Raw genomic sequence first — 16078 nt, forward strand, 5'->3', positions numbered from 1 at the left:
TACAGGCAAAAAGGATATACTAATAAAAGTAAGCAAAGAATCAAGGAGCCGTGCTTCTTGATTCTTTGTTATTTGCAGAGCAGTTCGGCTGCTTTGCGCAATTGCGGAAATCATAGGAGGTGGGCACGTGCCGGATATTTCGGCGATGCTTTCTGTATTGACACCTGCTTTCTTTGTCTTGCGCGGTGTGGCAGCGGTTTTGACAGTGTTCCTGGTCATTTGCTGCTACACCTCCATGCGGGCGGGACGCCGCCGCGAGGAACCGGTTGTCTTTTTGGAAAATCAAAGGAACCACAAAAACATCCCGGTGCTGTACTGGGAGAACAGCCTTGGCCGCAGCCAGAGCTGTGACATCATGCTGCCGGACAGCGCGGTCAGCCGTGACCATGCGGTGCTTATGCGCAGAGAGAGCGGCTGGCTCCTGACGGATACAGGCTCAAAAGGCGGCACTTACCTGAACGGCAAGCGTATAAAGGATACGGTCAAGGTAATTCCCGGTGACTTAATCGGCATCGGGCGCACCAACTTGGTTTTTCGCCGTGTGACGGATGCCAATGGAAAAGCGCCGCGCCGCCGCCCGCGCCGCGCTGCCAATCAAGCCAGCCTGCTGGTGCTGTGCAGCATCATTCAGGTGTTGTACTTTATGCAGGCATTCTTTGCGGATAAGCAGTTTTCCATGCTGCCGTTTCTGCCCATGGCGGCGGTCATTGGGGCGGAGTGGGGCTTTTACGTCATTTCGCGGCACGTTCTGGGCCGTACAAACTTTGAACTGGAAACGCTGGCGTTCACGCTTTCCGGCGTGGGCATTGCGCTGCTGTGCGGCACGCGGGAAAAGCTGACAAAAACGCAGACGGCTCCGTCGGCGAATGCGCTGTTTCATCCGACCATGGATGCCGTGTACTCGCAGGTGATCATGATGATTGGCGGGCTGGTACTGTTCAGCTTCCTAATCTGGTTTATGAAGGATCTTACGCGTGTCAACAAATGGCGCACGCCGATTGCCGCCATCGGGCTGCTTCTGCTGGCAATGCCGCTGCTGCCGGGCATTGGCAGCAGCATCAACGGCTCCAGAAACTGGATTCATCTGGGCAGTTTTTCGGTACAGCCCAGTGAGTTTGTGAAGCTGTGCTTCATTTTTGCAGGCTCGGCAACGCTGGATCATTTGCAGACCAGACGCAACTTGATTGGGTTCATCGGCCTGCTGACCTGCGTGATGGGCATTCTGATTTTGGAAAAAGATATCGGCGGCGCAGCGGTGTTTTTTGCAACCTTTTTGATTATCGCTTTTATGCGTTCTGGTTCCATGCGAACCGTGGTGCTGAGCGTTGCGGCCGCGGGTGTGGGCATTGTGACGGTGCTGGGAATGTTCTCCCATGTTAAAGAGCGTTTTGCAGTTTGGCGGCATGTGTGGGACGCAAATAACATTTACGACAAAGGCTTTCAGCAGACGCGCGTGCTGACTTACTCGGCGAGCGGCGGTTTGTTCGGTGTCGGTATCGGCAACGGCGGTCTGGGCGGCGGCACCGGCCCGCTCAAGGGCTACACCAATGTCACTGCCAACACCAGCGACTTGGTTTTCGGCATGATGAACGAGGAACTGGGGCTGCTCATGGCGGTGGTTCTGGTTGGCGTGATTGCAATGTTCCTTTTCTTTGCGCGCAGTGACGCCACGCGCTCCCGCTCCACCTTTTACTCCATTACCGCCTGCGCCGCCGCGGGGATGCTGCTGTTTCAGGCGTGCCTGAATATTTTCGGCAGCACCGATGTGTTTCCGCTTACCGGCGTGACACTGCCCTTTATCAGTGCAGGCGGCAGCAGCATGATGGCGGTTTGGGGGGCTTTAGCATTTGTCAAATCCAGCGACGAGCGGACATATGCAGTCAGGAGGCGAAGTTGACGTGAAAACAACCGGAAAACGTTCCCTTTTTCTGTTTTTCTTTCTGCTGCTTTTTGCAGGCGGTATGTGCTTTTTCCTGTTTGAATATGTCACAGACGGCGGGCAGTGGGCCATGCAGCCCTACAACGCGCATTTAAGCGGTACCTCCACAACCGCCAACGGCAGCGTGGTGGATCGCCACGGGCTGAAGCTGCTGACAACCAACAATGGAAAGCGCACCTATAGTGACGATGAAACGGTGCGCAAATCCACCCTGCATCTGGTGGGGGACTCTGCCGGCAATATTTCCACAGGCGTGCAGAATGCTTTTAAAACAGAACTGACCGGTTACAACATTGTGACCGGCCTGACCGACATTAAAACGACGAAACAGGGCGGCAGCATTCGGCTGACAGTCGATGCGGATTTAAACAAGCTGGCATACCGCAAGCTTGCGGGGCGCAAGGGCGCCGCTATTGTGACAAACTGGAAAACCGGCGAGGTTCTGTGCCTGGTCAGTACGCCGACCTTTGACCCCGCCAATCCGCCCTCTGACCTGAAAACCAATGAAAGCGCCTATCAGGGGGTTTACGTGAACAAGGCGCTGACCGGTCAGCTGACACCCGGCTCTATTTTCAAAATCATCACGTCTGCCGCTGCCATTCAGAACATTTCAAATCTGGACAGCCGCACCTTCCACTGCAACGGTTCCGTGATTGTAGACGGCAACGCGATCACCTGCGCAAATGGCGAAAAGCACGGCACCATTGACTTTCAGCACGCGCTGGCGGATTCCTGCAATGTGACGTTTGCACAGCTGGCCATCGAAATGGGCAAGAATAAGATGACTGCGGCGGCAAATTCACTGGGGCTGAATGAATCATTTAACATCGATACGCTCACGGTTCCAAAGTCTAACTACAATGTGGCCAATGCTAGTGACAATCAGCTGGGATGGTCCGGTGTCGGGCAGTACACGGACCAGGTGAGTCCGGCGTATATGGTTCGTCTGCTGGGTGCCATCGCCAACGGCGGCACGCCGCAGGAGCTGCGCATTATCAAAAGTGTCACCGGCGACCTGACCAGCCCCAACAAATTCGGCACGCCGAAGCTTGGCCGCCAGCTTATGACAACAGATGTGGCAAGTCGGCTGAAAAACTACCTGCGCGGCGATGTGAAGATTTCTTATGGGGATGACTTCTTCGGCGATATGAAGCAAATGTGCGCAAAAACCGGCACCGCCGAACTTGGCGGTGAGAAGGGCAACAACGGCTGGATGGTCGGTTTTTCTGCTGATGAGAGCACCCCGTATGCGTTTGCCGTGGTGGTACAGAACACCGATGAATTTGGCATCAACGCGGCAGGCCCGATTGCGCGGGCGCTGCTTAACGAAGCGGTCGACAACCATGACTGAACTGAGAATTTGACAAATGACAAGGTCTGCGCTACAATAACTATGCATCTACAAATGGGGTGCTGGGCCTTACGGGGCCGTGCTGAGACGGGAGAAATCCCGAACCCTTTTGCCTGATCCGGACAATGCCGGCGGAGGTAACATAACAGTTTTGTTGCAAACCTTTTGCCGCCTGTTGTCAAGACAGGCGGCATTTTTTCTGCGCGTTCTCAAGCTGTCCAGGTATCCGGGATGCAATTCTATGATTTTTTATAAAGGAGATTGTGAAACATGGAAAAATTCCCAGCAAGCGTAGCTATTCAGGTTCTGCCGCACGTCGATACCGATGAGGAAGTTGTGCGGATTGTGGACGAGGTCATTGCGTATATCAAAAGTACCGGCGTCAATTACTATGTCGGCCCGTTTGAAACAACGCTGGAGGGCGACTACGAAGAACTGATGGAGATTGTGAAGCAGTGCCAGTACATTGCCGTCAAGGCCGGCTGTCCGCAGGTGGCGGCGTATGTGAAGATCAGCTTTAAGCCGGAAGGCGGGGTGCTGACGATTGCACAGAAAGTTACAAAGTATCACTGACAAGCTTTCGCCGCTGTTTCTGCTGGCGGCGGTGCTGATTGTCTGGCAGGCGGTTGTTTCGTTCGGTGTAGTGCCCAATTTCATGCTGCCGAGTCCGGTGCAGGTGGTGCAGGCGTTTGTAGATGACTTTCCGGCACTGATGCTGAATGCCTCCACCTCTCTGCAGGAAACCTTTTGGGGAATGCTCATCGCGGTAGCGATGGCATTTGGCTCCGCATTTTTGATGGACCGCTTTCAGCTGGTCAAAAAGAGCCTGTACCCCATTCTGATTCTCACACAGACGATTCCTTCGGTGGCAATCGCGCCGCTTTTGGTGCTGTGGCTTGGCTACGATATGACCCCAAAGATTGTGTTGGTCATTGTTTCCTGCTACTTCCCGATTGCGGTGGGGCTGCTCAATGGCTTTTCCAGTGCGGATCCGGATGTGATTAACCTGATGCGCACCATGGGCAGCAGCCGCTGGCAGATTTTTTGCCATGTGAAAATTCCCAGTGCGCTGAACAATTTTTTTTCCGGTCTGCGCATCAGTGTGTCCTATTCGGTCATCGGCGCGGTGGTCGCGGAGTGGCTGGGCGGCAACAGCGGCCTTGGTGTGTATATGACGCATATGCGCAAAAGCTATGCGTATGACCGGATGTTTGCGGTTATTTTTCTGGTTTCAATCATCAGCCTTCTGCTGATGAAACTGGTGGATGTGCTGCAGCGGGTGTGTATGCCGTGGGAAGCGGCGGTACAGTCCGCACCCGATGCGGCAAAAGTTTGAGGGTAAGGTATGTTTAAGGAGAAAAATCCATGAAAAAGATAAAAATTTGGAAATCAATCACGGCGGCAGTGCTGGCGGCTTCAGTCGCTGCTGCGGCGTCTGCGTGCGGCGGCGCATCGCAGACCTCTTCTGCCGGAAGCACAGCGGCATCTGCAGCGTCCGCTTCCGCTGCGACCGGCAAGTTGGAGAAAATTAAGTTCGTACTGGACTATACGCCGAATACCAACCATACCGGCATCTATGTGGCGCAGGCGCTTGGCTACTTTCAGGATGAAGGTTTGGAAGTCGAGATTGAACAGCCGCCGGAGTCCGGCACTGCCGCGCTGGTCGGTTCCGGCAATGCGCAGTTCGGCGTCGGGTTTCAGGACACAGACATGGCATCTGCGCTGACTTCAGACACACCGCTGCCGATTACGGCGGTTGCGGCGTTGATTCAGCACAACACTTCCGGCATCGCTTCGGTCAAAAGCAAAAATATCACACGCCCGAAGGATATGACCGGTCACTCTTACGCCACCTGGGACACACCGGTGGAAAAGGGAATGCTCAAGTATGTGATTAACAAGGATGGCGGCGACTATTCTAAAGTAAAGATGATTCCTTCCGGCGACAACTCCATCGTGCAGATTCAGACCAATACGGACACCGCCTGGATTTACTACGCATGGGACGGCATTGCGGCAGAGGTGCAGAACGTACCGCTGAATTTCTTTACGTTTAAAGATATCGACCCGGTGCTGGACTGCTACACGCCAGTGCTCATTGCCAACAATGCATTTTTGAAAAAGGAACCGGAAACCGCGAAGAAGTTCCTGCGCGCCGCAAAAAAAGGCTACGAGTACGCCATTGAAAAGCCGGATGAAGCCGCAAAGCTGCTCATGCAGCAGGTGCCGGATCTTAAAAGCAGTGAGAAGCTGGTCATCAAAAGTCAGGAATGGCTGAAAGACCAGTACAAGGCAGAAGTGCAGCAGTGGGGATACATTGACCCGTCGCGCTGGAATGCATTTTACAAATGGTTGTACGACAACAAGCTCATCAGCAAGGAGATTCCGGCGGGCACCGGCTTCTCGGATGCTTATCTGGAAAAGTAAGGAGCGCCTATGGAAACGAAACTGACAGCAGAGGGAATCACCAAAAGCTACGATGGCGTAAAAATTCTGGAAAACGTGAGCCTGGAGCTGCGCGACCAGGAGATTGTGAGTCTGCTTGGTGTCAGCGGCGCTGGAAAGACAACGCTTTTTAATGTGATTTCAGGGCTTTCACAGCCGGATTGCGGCCATGTTTTTCTGAAAGACAGTGAAATCACCGGGCAGGCCGGCCACGTTTCCTATATGCTGCAGAAAGATTTGCTTCTGCCGTACCGCTCTGTGGTAGACAACGTTGCGCTGCCGCTGCTGCTGCACGGCGTACCCAAAAAAGAGGCGCGGCAGAAAGCCGGCGCGCTCTTTGCGGACTTTGGTCTGGAAGGGACGCAGAAAAAGTGGCCGGCGCAGCTTTCCGGCGGAATGCGCCAGCGCGCGGCGCTGCTGCGCACGTACCTGAGCAGTGAGGGGGTTGCGCTGCTGGATGAGCCGTTTTCTGCGCTGGATACCATCACCAAGGATACCATGCACACCTGGTACCTGAATGTCATGCAGAAGATTGAGCTTTCCACGCTGTTTATTACGCATGACATTGATGAGGCCATCCTGCTTTCCGACCGTATTTATGTGCTTGCGGGCAGGCCCGGACACATGATTGCGGAGATGCCGGTGACCGAGCCGCGCCCGCGCACCCGGGATTTTACGTTGACAGAAACGTTTCTGGGCTACAAGCGCAGGATTATTGAACTGCTGAAAATTTGAATATAGGGAATCGAAAGTCAGAGTGATTCCAGCAAGACCGCGGTATGCAGTATGCCGCGGTCTTGCTGCGTTTTTGGGGAATTTTAGCGGTGTGCAAAAAACGATATGTAAGAAATTTATAGAATAAGGACAGTTTATTTTATTATAATTGAAAATTTATTGTGATATTATATAAATACGCTCAAGGGAGGAACGAAGCTGAAAGAAATAAAGGAGGAAATGCGTCATGAAGCAGAGTGTTTTGAAAAGGTTCATCGCTGTATCCCTGACCGCAGCGATGGCGGTTTCTTTTACCGCCTGCGGTGGTGAAAGCAGCACTTCCGGGGGCAGCTCGACCGCTGCGTCCGGCAGCAGCACCGCCGCCAAGGCGGAAGGGGACAAGGAGATTACCTTCTGGAACATCGCCACAGAGGATCCGGACAAAAAAATCATGGAGTACGCGGTCGACAAGTTCAATAAGACCAACAAGGATGGTTACCACGTCACCATGGTGCCGACGCAGAACGATAACTACAAGGAAAAGCTGGTTGTTGCCATGAGTTCCGGCGAGTGTCCGGATATGTACACCAGCTGGTCCGGCGGCCCGATGAATGAATACATCGAGTCTGGTTACGCGCAGCCGATTGACGACCTGATGAAGTCGTCCGGCGTACAGGACAAACTGATGGAAGCATCCATTTCGCAGGCAACCTACAACGGACATATCTATGCGGTGCCTGTGCTGAACGTTTCCATGGCAGGCATTTTCTACAATAAGGAGATGTTCAAAAAGTACAACATTTCTGTGCCGACCACGCTTTCTGAACTGGAGAAAGCGGCGGATACACTGAAAAAGAACGGCATCACACCGTTTGCGCTTGCAAACAGCAGCAAATGGACCGGTTCCATGTACTTCCAGTGCCTGGCGGCACGTAAAGCTGGGCTGGAACCCTTCCGCAACGCGGTGGCCGGTAAAGGCAGCTTTGAGGATGACTGCTTTACTTACGCGGGGGAGAAGATTCAGGAGTGGACCAAGAAAGGCTACTTCCCGGACGGCGTGAACTCCCTGAGTGAGGATGACGGGCAGGCACGTCAGCTGCTGTATCAGGAGAAAGCAGGCATGGATTTGATTGGTTCCTGGTACACCGGCAATATCAAGACCGACAGCGAAGAGTTTTATAAGAAAGTCGGCTGGTTCCCCTTCCCGAAGATTGACGGCAGCACCGCAGACGATACCATTCAAATCGGTACCGTGGGCGACCAGTTCATTTCCTTTAACTGTAAGGGCGACAAACTGAAGGCTGCCTTTGAGTGCGCTTCCCTTTACTCTTCGGATGAAGCGGTCGACCTCATGATTCAAAACGGCAAGATTCCGCCGGTAAAAGGCGTGGAAAACAAGCTGAGCGACCCGCTGACCAAGCAGATCTGCGAGGCAGCCAACAAAGCCTCCAGTGTGCAGCTTTGGTACGACCAGTACCTGCCGCCGGCTGTGGCGGAAACACACCTGAATACCTGCCAGGAGTTGTTTGGTCTGACCATGACACCAAAGGAAGCCGCGGCAAAAATGCAGAAATCCATGAAGGATTATCTGGCAAGCAAGAGCAGCTCCAAAAAGTAAAACAAGAAACACGCCGCTAAAAAGCGCCGCCTGTGCTGCAAGTTGCTGCGGGGCGGCGCTTTTTTACCGGAAGCGGCGGCTGATGTACGATACAGAAGGAGATGTCTGTCATAATGAATGCGTCAAAATCTCTGGCAGTCAGAAGGCGCCGCAGCACCAGACTGTATGCGCTGGCATTTCTGGCGCCGGTGGCGATTGTACTGCTGGTGTTTGTTTTTTACCCCATTGTGGATACATTCGCAATCAGCGGGTACCGCTGGAACGGAATTTCCGCTGACCGGCAGTGGGTGGGCTTTGCAAACTGGAGCAGCCTGCTGCAGGACAGCAAGTTTTGGACGGCGTTCCTCAACAATATCATTATCATGATTCTGTCCATTGTCATTCAAATTCCGCTGGGGCTTGCCATGGCAACGTTCATTGATTTCGGCGGCAAGAAAATGACGGTTTTTAAGGTTCTGTGGTTCATCCCGATGCTGATGTCCAGCGTCGCCATCGGCTTTCTGTTCACCTACGCACTGGCGACAAACGGCGGCCTAATCAGTTCGATTTCCGCATTGTTCGGCGGGGGAAATGTAGATTTGCTCGGCAATCCGAAAAATGCGCTGATGACGGTAATCATGGTCATCTGCTGGCAGTTTGCGCCGTTTTACATGGTGTATTTTATGGCGGCGTATACTAACATTCCGTTTGATGTTTACGAGGCAGCCACCATTGACGGCGCGACGCGCGGACAGTATTTTTTGCACGTTGCGCTGCCGCTGCTGGCACCTTCCATGAAAAGTGCCGCGATTCTTTCAATGGTCGGTTCGCTCAAATACTTTGATTTGATTTATGTGATGACCGGCGGCGGCCCGGGCACCTCTACGGAACTGATGGCAACGTATATGTACAAGGAGTCGTTTAAAAACTTCAACATGGGCTACGGCTCAACGATTGCGGGCGGTATGTTTATTCTGATTACCGTCATTTCGCTGCTGACCATGCGTGCCATTACCGGAAAGGAGGAGAAGTAACATGACAGGAACCATTCATTCGCAGGAGCTTGCCTTGAAAATCAAGCAGAGCAGGCGTAAAAAAGTGCTGGCGTGGACCGTGGCAGGGGTGCTTTCTGCTATTTATCTGGTGATTTCTCTGGCACCGTTCATTTTTATGGTGATGAATTCCTTTAAAGAGAAATTTGAAATGCTGGTCGGCGGTGTGTTTGCATTGCCGAAAAGCCTTAGCTTTTCGAATTACAGCTCAGTGCTGCAGGGAAACTTCCTGCACTATCTGCTGAACAGTGTGATGATTCTGGTGATTTCCCTGCTCATTCTGCTGTTTGTTTCCGCGTGTGCTTCTTACCCGCTAAGCCGCTTCCACTTTAAGATGCGCGCGCCGATTTACTCGGTGATTGTGGCGTGTATGTGCATTCCGGTACATATCACGCTGATTCCGATTTTTCGCATGGCAAAGGCTTCGCACCTGTATGACTCGGTGTGGTCGCTGATTGGGCCGTATGTGGCGTTTGGCGTGCCGATTTCCGTGTTCATTCTGACCAGCTTTATGAAAGAAATTCCGCGCGAAATTGAGGAATCCTCTGAGATTGACGGCTGCAACAAAGTGCAGATCTTTTTCAAAATGATTCTGCCGCTGTCCAAGCCGGGGCTGGCGACACTTGCCATTTACAATGGCGTCAATATGTGGAATGAGTTCAGCTTTGCATACACATTAACCCAGTCGGCAAACTCGCGTACCCTGCCGCTGGCCGTGTGGGACTTTCAGGGGCAGTACAGCATGAATACGCCGATGATTATGGCGGTGCTGACGCTGAGCCTGCTGCCCATGGTGATTATCTTTATTATTTTTCAAGACAAACTCGTGAAAGGCATGACTGCGGGCGCTGTTAAGGGCTGAAGGAACTGCGGACACAAAAGAAACAGACAGTGTATTGCAAATAGCGACGCTGTCTGTTATGCTTATGACACAAAAATCAGTTTAATGAGGGTGTCAAAGTGAGCAAATTGATGAATTCTGTACATCGCTGGAATTTTGACAAAAAAATCAAAGCTCTGGTTTCCACCGCGCTCATCGCAACCGCAACCATCATGCTTTTGGTTTCGCTGCAATCCTCCACCGCTGCGTTGACTGACCAGTCCCGCTCGCTGCTGCAGGAGCAGAACCGGGCGGTTGCCGCCGGCTTTGAAGATTCCCTGAACAACTACAAGTCGCTGGCATACAGTTTGGTGCTGGACGACTCGGTGCAGCGCTACCTTTATAATCCCGGTGACGTGACGCGCGCAAACAGCGCACGCAATGTTCTGCGCAGCACACTGAATATGTATTCCTCGCTGAACTTTGTGGCGTTGGTTCATCCGGACGGCAACTTTCTGTACAAAGGCAACGGCTCTTCCTTTACGACCCGATTTGCCGAGGTCTATTCGGAAGATTACCGTGGCTGTCTGTACAGCAGCGGCGCAGGTATGCATCTTAACTATACGAAGTCTTACTACAATCGCTACACGCTGAATGTGTACTTTCCAGTGTATGACACCAACTATATCGGCAAAAAACGCGGGATGCTCTGCTTTAGTTTCAACGACAGCAGTCTGGAGCAAGTGCTGCAGCATCAGGATGACAGTATGCACAGCGGTGTTGCGGTGCTCAGCGACGAAGGCGTGGTCATGGCGCGCAGCAGCCAGTCCGGCGCTGCGGAAGGAATTGACGTTTCGTGGTTTTCCGGTGACAGCGGTTCCTGCCAGCGAGGCGGGCGGTTTTACCTGTATCAGCGCGTTACGGGCTGGCCGTTTTATGTGGTCAGCAGTGTTGCGGCGGCAGATCTGTACGCATCCAGCAGAAGAACGGTTGCACTGCTGCTGGTGCTGGTGGCGGGTGCGGTGGTGCTCAGTCTGCTTGTGGTGAACAGCATGGTCCGCGTGCTGTACAAACCCCTGGACAAAGTGGTTCGAAAAATGGACGCGGTGGCCAACGGCTCTTTACAGACCCGCATTAACGAGCAGCACATGGGCGCGGATTTTAAGAAGCTTGCCGCCGGATTCAACACCATGATGGATAAAATGCTGCTTCTGATGGATCAGGTGAAAGAGGAGCAGCACCAAATGGAGCAGATCCGCTTCAATACACTGCAGTCGCAGATTAAGCCGCACTTTCTGTACAATACGCTGGAGTGTGTGCACTGGCAGGCGGAAGCAGACGGCAATAAGGAAATTTCCACGCTGGTCATGGCGCTGGCAAAGTATTACCGCATCTGCCTGAGCGAGGGGCGCGACATTGTTTCTCTGGCAGAGGAAATCGAGTGTGTGCGCAGCTATCTCATCATTCAGAATATGCGCTACGGCAATATTATTGACAGCAATTTTGACATTGACCCTAACCTGGAAAACATCGCGATTCCTAAACTGACGCTGCAGCCTTTAGTGGAAAACAGCATTTATCACGGCATTAAGGTCAAGGAAGGCCGGCGAGGCTGTGTGGTGCTTTCCGCGCGGCGCGGCGGCGGTGACATCTGGCTGACGCTGGCGGATACCGGCACCGGTATGACACAGGAAGAGGTTCAGGAAATCAATCAGGCTATCTCGCAGTACGACGAACGTTTTGGCTATGGTGTGCGCAATGTGCACCGGCGGATTCAGCTGATTGCCGGGTCGCCGTATGGCCTGCATTATTCCCGCAATGAGAAAGGAGGCGTAACAGTGACCATCTGCCTGCCGGACCGGCCGGTCGACGAGGACTAACACAGGGGGATTAGAGATGTATCAGATATTGGTGGTGGATGACGAGCAGATGATTCGCATGGGAATCAAACGCGCATTGGCGTGGAACACGCTGGGCATTAACAGGGTTTACACTGCGTCTTCCGGAAAAGAGGCTCTGGAGCAGCTTCGGGAACACCGCCCGCAGATTATGCTGACGGATATTTATATGTCGGAAATGACAGGTCTTGAGCTGATTGAAGCTGCCAAAAGCATCGTACCGTGCCTGCGGGTTCTTGTTTTAACCGGTTATGACCGCTTCGACTACGCGCGCGAGTGTCTGCGCCTGCACGTGGAGGATTTTCTGCTGAAGCCGATTGACGGCGAGGTGCTGCGCGAATCCATCTTCCGCCAGGTACAGGCGCTGGATGAGCTGCAGCAGGAAAGCCGGCCCGCACAGCTGCGCGCCACCGGTCTGCAGGAACAGATGCGGCTGGAAAAGGAAATGCGGGCGCTGGTGCGCCGAAAGCTTTCTGAGCAGGAAACTGCGGATTTGTGCCGCCGCAACCGCTTTGACTGCGGGCAGCTGCTGCAGGCGGCTGTGCTGGTGCCGGAACTGTACATGGAGCAGCAGGGTGCCAACGGGTTTCGGGCGATGATGGCGCGCAGCATCTGTATCAGCATGGTGGACAGACAGGGCAAGGGTGTCACTTTTGCCGACAGTGACGGAACCATTATTCTGGTCTTCTTTTTGGGAGAAAACGCGGAAAGCGGGGTTGAGCAGGCGGAGTCGCTGACCGGCGTGCTGGCGGACGATTTCGATACGGCGCCGCGCATCGTGCTGGGCAGCTGCGAGAAGGGATTTTCCAATCTGTACATTTCCTACAATGACGCACGCATGATGCTGCAGGATGAAAAGACAGAGTTCTGCAGCATTGTGCAGACGGTGCCGGACCGCAGGCGGGAAACTCTGTTTCAGGATGTGTATACAGAGCTCAAGGGCATGATGTGCGCCAATGTGGGCGACACGGATAAAGTGCTGAAAGCATATGCAACGTTCTGCAAAGCAGTGGATTCCTACAACCTTTCTGCTGCCAACACCCGGCGCTGCTGCCTGGAAATCGCCAGTTCGGTTTATTATTCTATTCTGACGCAGAAAAGTGTGGAAAACGGGGAAAGCCTGAACGCACTGGCGCAGAGCCTGACCCACGCGGTCCGCGCGGATGCCTGTGAAATGACGCGGATGTACCTGACCAAACTGTTGGAGCAGGGCAGCCACGGTGTGCATGACTTGGTTTCTGCAGCCAGACGGTATATCGACGCCCACTTGGAAGAGGAACTTTCGGTGGCAAGTATCGCCTCCTCCCTGTTTGTAACCCCCAATTACTTTTCACGGCTGTTTAAGCGGGTAACAGGCGAGGGCTGCAACGAGTACATTGTGCGCAAGCGCATTGAAAAGGCGAAGTCCCTGCTGGAAACCACCAGTTTGAAAACCGGCCGCATTGCGATGATGGTCGGCTACCGGGACACCAATTACTTCTCCCTTGCTTTTAAAAAACATACCGGGCAGTCCCCCACGCAGTACCGGGAGGAAATACGCAGGAATACAACGGAGGTTTCGTAATGAAGCGAAGAAAATATAGCAGCACGGCAATTTCTCTTTTGCTGGCAGCTGCGCTCCTCGGCGGATGTCAAGTCCGCTCGGGCGGCAGCACGGGGGTTTCCTCTACGGAAGAATCCACAGGAACGGTTTCTTCGGAAGTGCAGTCGACAGCGTCTTTTAAACAGCAGACGCGGCCGCAGTTTGTTGCCAAAGGCATTCGCTCGCTGTGCGTGCAGAAGAACGGTCAAGTGGTTTTTCAGGCGTCCTACGCGCCGGCTTCCTATAAGAGCAGTTTTGACAGCTGGCAGCTTTCACAGCCGTACCAAAACACAGTCATGGTGGATACACAGGCATTGTATGAATTGTTTGACAAGCTTGCCGCCATTGATTTTTCTGCGCCCGTGCAGGTCAAAAAGGATACCGACACCGGCCTTTCTTCCAGTGAGGATTCCTTTACGGTGCAGTTCCTGCAGACCAAAGAGGAGTCCACCGCGGTGGCATCCGTGAATCCGGACAGCACGGCAACGGTGTTTCTGGGAAAGGAAGACGGCAGCGGCAATGTGTATGCGGCCGTCAAGGGAAATGCATCGGCAGTGTTTCGCGTATCAAAATCCACAGCGGATACGCTGCGCCAGCTGGAGCCCTACGATTATGTGCTGAAGATTGCAGGTGTTGTCAATGTTGCTAGTGTATCAGGGTTGACGCTTCAATCAGGCGGCAAAACTTATACGGTTTCCGTGGACAGCGGCACATACCGCACGGGCAGCGGCAGGACACTGTCGAAGGCAAATTTCACCACGCTGTATCAGGACTTGCTGGGTGTGGAGCTGACCGGAAAGGTCAAAGCAAAACCTGCTTCCGGCACTGCGGCAGATTTGACAGTCACGTTTCACCGCAGCATGGCGGCGGCGCCGGAAATGCGCTATGTTTACACACCGCAGAGTGGAGATACGGAAACGCTGACCGTTAACGGCCACACATTTTTTACGGTGAGCCGCGCGCAGGTGCAGGCGCTGGTTCAGAAGGTTGCAGAATGGTGCGGGTAAGATAAAGGGCATTCGGGAAATTTTCCGGGATGCCCTTTGCTTTATCCTAAATAAAGCGGATATTTGCTCAAGCGAAAAGGGGAGCAAAAATTCGGTGCCTTTGAAAGCAGCCTGCAAAATCCGCGTGCTTTTCCGAGAAAAGTGTGTGCTTCTTTCAGATTTCAACAAATACTTGCGGAATTTTTGTAGCTGATGTACAATATAGAATAGAACAGTTTGGAATGCGGAGGGAACCAGATGGAAAAACAAAAATGGCAGCCGCTGCCGCGGCAGGGTGTCCGCGCGCGCATTGGGATTTGCAGCGATTTGCACGTGTGTGAAGCTTATCCTTCCCGCGAGAAACTCGGTGCTGTTTTCTCTGCTTTTTATCAGCTGGCTCCGCAGCTGGACGCCGCTGCCTTTGTGGGGGATTTAACCGACTGTGGAAATGCACAGCAGTATGCGGCTCTGCGCCGGTTTACTGCCGAATATACAGCGGGGCACAGAGGCACGACCGGTGCGCCGACGCAGATTCTTTACTGCATGGGCAATCACGATACCTTTGAGCCGGGCGTGCACCGTGCCCAAGCGGTTTTTGCTGCGCAGACTGGACAGAATCCCTGTGAACTGACATGGGTGAACCTTGTCCCCGTGATTAAGCTGGCACCCGGACCAAACGCGGAGGATGACTACACCGGCTGTTATTCCTTTTTGAAGCGGAGTCTGTATGCGGCAGCTTCCAAGGTGCCGGGGCTTCCGATTTTCGTGTTGGCGCACCACGGGATTCGCGGCACTGCCTACGCAACGGACGAGTGGTACGGGAATTACGGTGAGGGAACCGAGCACGATTTGGTGCGGCTTTTGCAGCAGTACCCGCAGGTCATTCATGTTTCCGGGCATTCGCACGCGGTGTTGGAGGATGAACGCTCCATTGACCAAAGTCTGGGGTTTACAGCGATACAGGACAGCACCGCCGGTGCTTACTTTGAAAATGAAACCGGCAAACAGGACCCGGAAACCGGAGAACCGGCAACGGTGCCGCCCTTTGGGCAGGAGGCCTGTCAGGCGCTGCTGGCGGATGTGCTGGCGTCCGGAAAAGTGGTGGTGCACCGGTTAAACCTGACGGCGGGCCGCTTTTGCGCCGCCCCGTGGGAAATCGACATTCCGGCACTTCTGCAGGCAAAAAAGGCGGGGCAGCCTTTGTGCTTTCCGTATACGCCAGGCCGTACCGGGACTGCTCCGGTGTTTTTGCCGGACGCGCGTGCGCGGCTGCAGTTTGAGCGGGCAGATACAGCTGCGGTTCAGTTTCCGCGCGCGTGGCCGGCCGACACCGGTGCCTGCAGCCGGGTGCAGGCGTATCGGATACAGCTCCTGCGGGAGGATGGCGGAGAGCCGGTGTGTCGGTGGATTTTCTCGGACATTTACCGGCGGGAGCAGCGCGAAGATTGGTGCGTGCGTGTAAAAACGGCGGTTCCCTTTCAGGGAACGTGGCGCGTGCAGGTGTGCGCAGCAACCGCGTTTGGGCAGCTGAGTGAACCTCTGTGCAGTCCTGCAGTGGATGCGGTACTTTAGGTGCTCTTGCTTTTATGACGATGAAGCTGTATAATCTGCTTGTCCGAAAGGAGCGGCGGCGGTGGCTGTCCGGCTCGCTTTCGACATAGACGGGGACAAAGAGGGCCTTCAAAATGTACGCA

The 16078-nt window shown here is 53.8% G+C and carries 13 protein-coding genes; all 13 read left to right on the forward strand.

The genetic code is table 11. The annotated features are described in order from the left end of the window. Positions 1-127: 127 nt before the first annotated feature. A complete protein-coding gene (locus tag PXC00_RS02510) occupies positions 128-1897 on the forward strand; it encodes an FtsW/RodA/SpoVE family cell cycle protein (protein ID WP_275845720.1) in 1770 nt (589 codons plus the stop codon). Position 1898: 1 nt separating this feature from the next. After that, positions 1899-3290 (forward strand): penicillin-binding transpeptidase domain-containing protein, encoded by a 1392-nt coding sequence (locus tag PXC00_RS02515; RefSeq protein ID WP_275845719.1) that lies wholly within the window; start codon positions 1899-1901, stop codon positions 3288-3290. Positions 3291-3560: 270 nt separating this feature from the next. Continuing rightward, positions 3561-3863, forward strand: coding sequence for a thiamine-binding protein (locus tag PXC00_RS02520; protein WP_275845718.1), 303 nt, complete (start codon positions 3561-3563; stop codon positions 3861-3863). Next, the gene (locus PXC00_RS02525; protein ID WP_275845717.1) at positions 3835-4626 is read left to right on the forward strand and encodes an ABC transporter permease; all 792 of its coding nucleotides are present in this window, start codon (positions 3835-3837) and stop codon (positions 4624-4626) included. Before PXC00_RS02520 ends, PXC00_RS02525 begins: the two co-directional genes overlap by 29 nt. A gap of 29 nt (positions 4627-4655) precedes the next feature. Beyond that, positions 4656-5717 (forward strand): ABC transporter substrate-binding protein, encoded by a 1062-nt coding sequence (locus PXC00_RS02530; RefSeq protein ID WP_275845716.1) that lies wholly within the window; start codon positions 4656-4658, stop codon positions 5715-5717. Positions 5718-5726: 9 nt separating this feature from the next. After that, entirely contained in the window at positions 5727-6470 is a 744-nt protein-coding gene (locus PXC00_RS02535) for an ABC transporter ATP-binding protein (RefSeq protein WP_275845715.1), read from the forward strand. Positions 6471-6696: 226 nt separating this feature from the next. Continuing rightward, positions 6697-8067 carry an extracellular solute-binding protein gene (locus tag PXC00_RS02540; RefSeq protein ID WP_275845714.1) on the forward strand — a complete coding sequence of 457 codons (1371 nt, stop codon included), beginning with the start codon at positions 6697-6699 and terminating at the stop codon, positions 8065-8067. Between the two features lie 113 nt (positions 8068-8180). After that, positions 8181-9080, forward strand: coding sequence for a carbohydrate ABC transporter permease (locus PXC00_RS02545; RefSeq protein WP_275845713.1), 900 nt, complete (start codon positions 8181-8183; stop codon positions 9078-9080). A gap of 1 nt (position 9081) precedes the next feature. Next, the gene (locus PXC00_RS02550; RefSeq protein ID WP_275845712.1) at positions 9082-9960 is read left to right on the forward strand and encodes a carbohydrate ABC transporter permease; all 879 of its coding nucleotides are present in this window, start codon (positions 9082-9084) and stop codon (positions 9958-9960) included. 98 nt (positions 9961-10058) lie between these two features. Beyond that, on the forward strand, positions 10059-11798 hold the full coding sequence (locus PXC00_RS02555) for a cache domain-containing sensor histidine kinase (RefSeq protein ID WP_275845711.1): 1740 nt from the start codon (positions 10059-10061) through the stop codon (positions 11796-11798). 16 nt (positions 11799-11814) lie between these two features. Next, the gene (locus PXC00_RS02560) at positions 11815-13380 is read left to right on the forward strand and encodes a response regulator transcription factor (RefSeq protein ID WP_275845710.1); all 1566 of its coding nucleotides are present in this window, start codon (positions 11815-11817) and stop codon (positions 13378-13380) included. Further along, entirely contained in the window at positions 13380-14405 is a 1026-nt protein-coding gene (locus PXC00_RS02565; protein WP_275845709.1) for a DUF4340 domain-containing protein, read from the forward strand. The genes PXC00_RS02560 and PXC00_RS02565 overlap by 1 nt, the downstream gene beginning before the upstream one ends. Positions 14406-14642: 237 nt before the next feature. Then, positions 14643-15956, forward strand: a complete 1314-nt coding sequence (locus PXC00_RS02570; RefSeq protein ID WP_275845708.1) for a metallophosphoesterase family protein — start codon at positions 14643-14645, stop codon at positions 15954-15956. The last annotated feature ends 122 nt before the right edge of the window (positions 15957-16078 follow it).

It is taken from the genome of Caproicibacterium argilliputei (assembly GCF_029211325.2).
Taxonomy (GTDB): Bacteria; Bacillota; Clostridia; order Oscillospirales; family Acutalibacteraceae; genus Caproicibacterium; species Caproicibacterium argilliputei.

What these genes read in the sequence shown, in the direction of transcription:
- PXC00_RS02550 (WP_275845712.1), top strand. Translation starts at nt 9,082, where the DNA reads ATGACAGGAACCATTCATTCGCAGGAGCTTGCCTTGAAAATCAAGCAG.
- PXC00_RS02530 (WP_275845716.1), top strand. Translation starts at nt 4,656, where the DNA reads ATGAAAAAGATAAAAATTTGGAAATCAATCACGGCGGCAGTGCTGGCG.
- PXC00_RS02535 (WP_275845715.1), top strand. Translation starts at nt 5,727, where the DNA reads ATGGAAACGAAACTGACAGCAGAGGGAATCACCAAAAGCTACGATGGC.
- PXC00_RS02540 (WP_275845714.1), top strand. Translation starts at nt 6,697, where the DNA reads ATGAAGCAGAGTGTTTTGAAAAGGTTCATCGCTGTATCCCTGACCGCA.
- PXC00_RS02560 (WP_275845710.1), top strand. Translation starts at nt 11,815, where the DNA reads ATGTATCAGATATTGGTGGTGGATGACGAGCAGATGATTCGCATGGGA.
- PXC00_RS02570 (WP_275845708.1), top strand. Translation starts at nt 14,643, where the DNA reads ATGGAAAAACAAAAATGGCAGCCGCTGCCGCGGCAGGGTGTCCGCGCG.
- PXC00_RS02520 (WP_275845718.1), top strand. Translation starts at nt 3,561, where the DNA reads ATGGAAAAATTCCCAGCAAGCGTAGCTATTCAGGTTCTGCCGCACGTC.
- PXC00_RS02565 (WP_275845709.1), top strand. Translation starts at nt 13,380, where the DNA reads ATGAAGCGAAGAAAATATAGCAGCACGGCAATTTCTCTTTTGCTGGCA.
- PXC00_RS02545 (WP_275845713.1), top strand. Translation starts at nt 8,181, where the DNA reads ATGAATGCGTCAAAATCTCTGGCAGTCAGAAGGCGCCGCAGCACCAGA.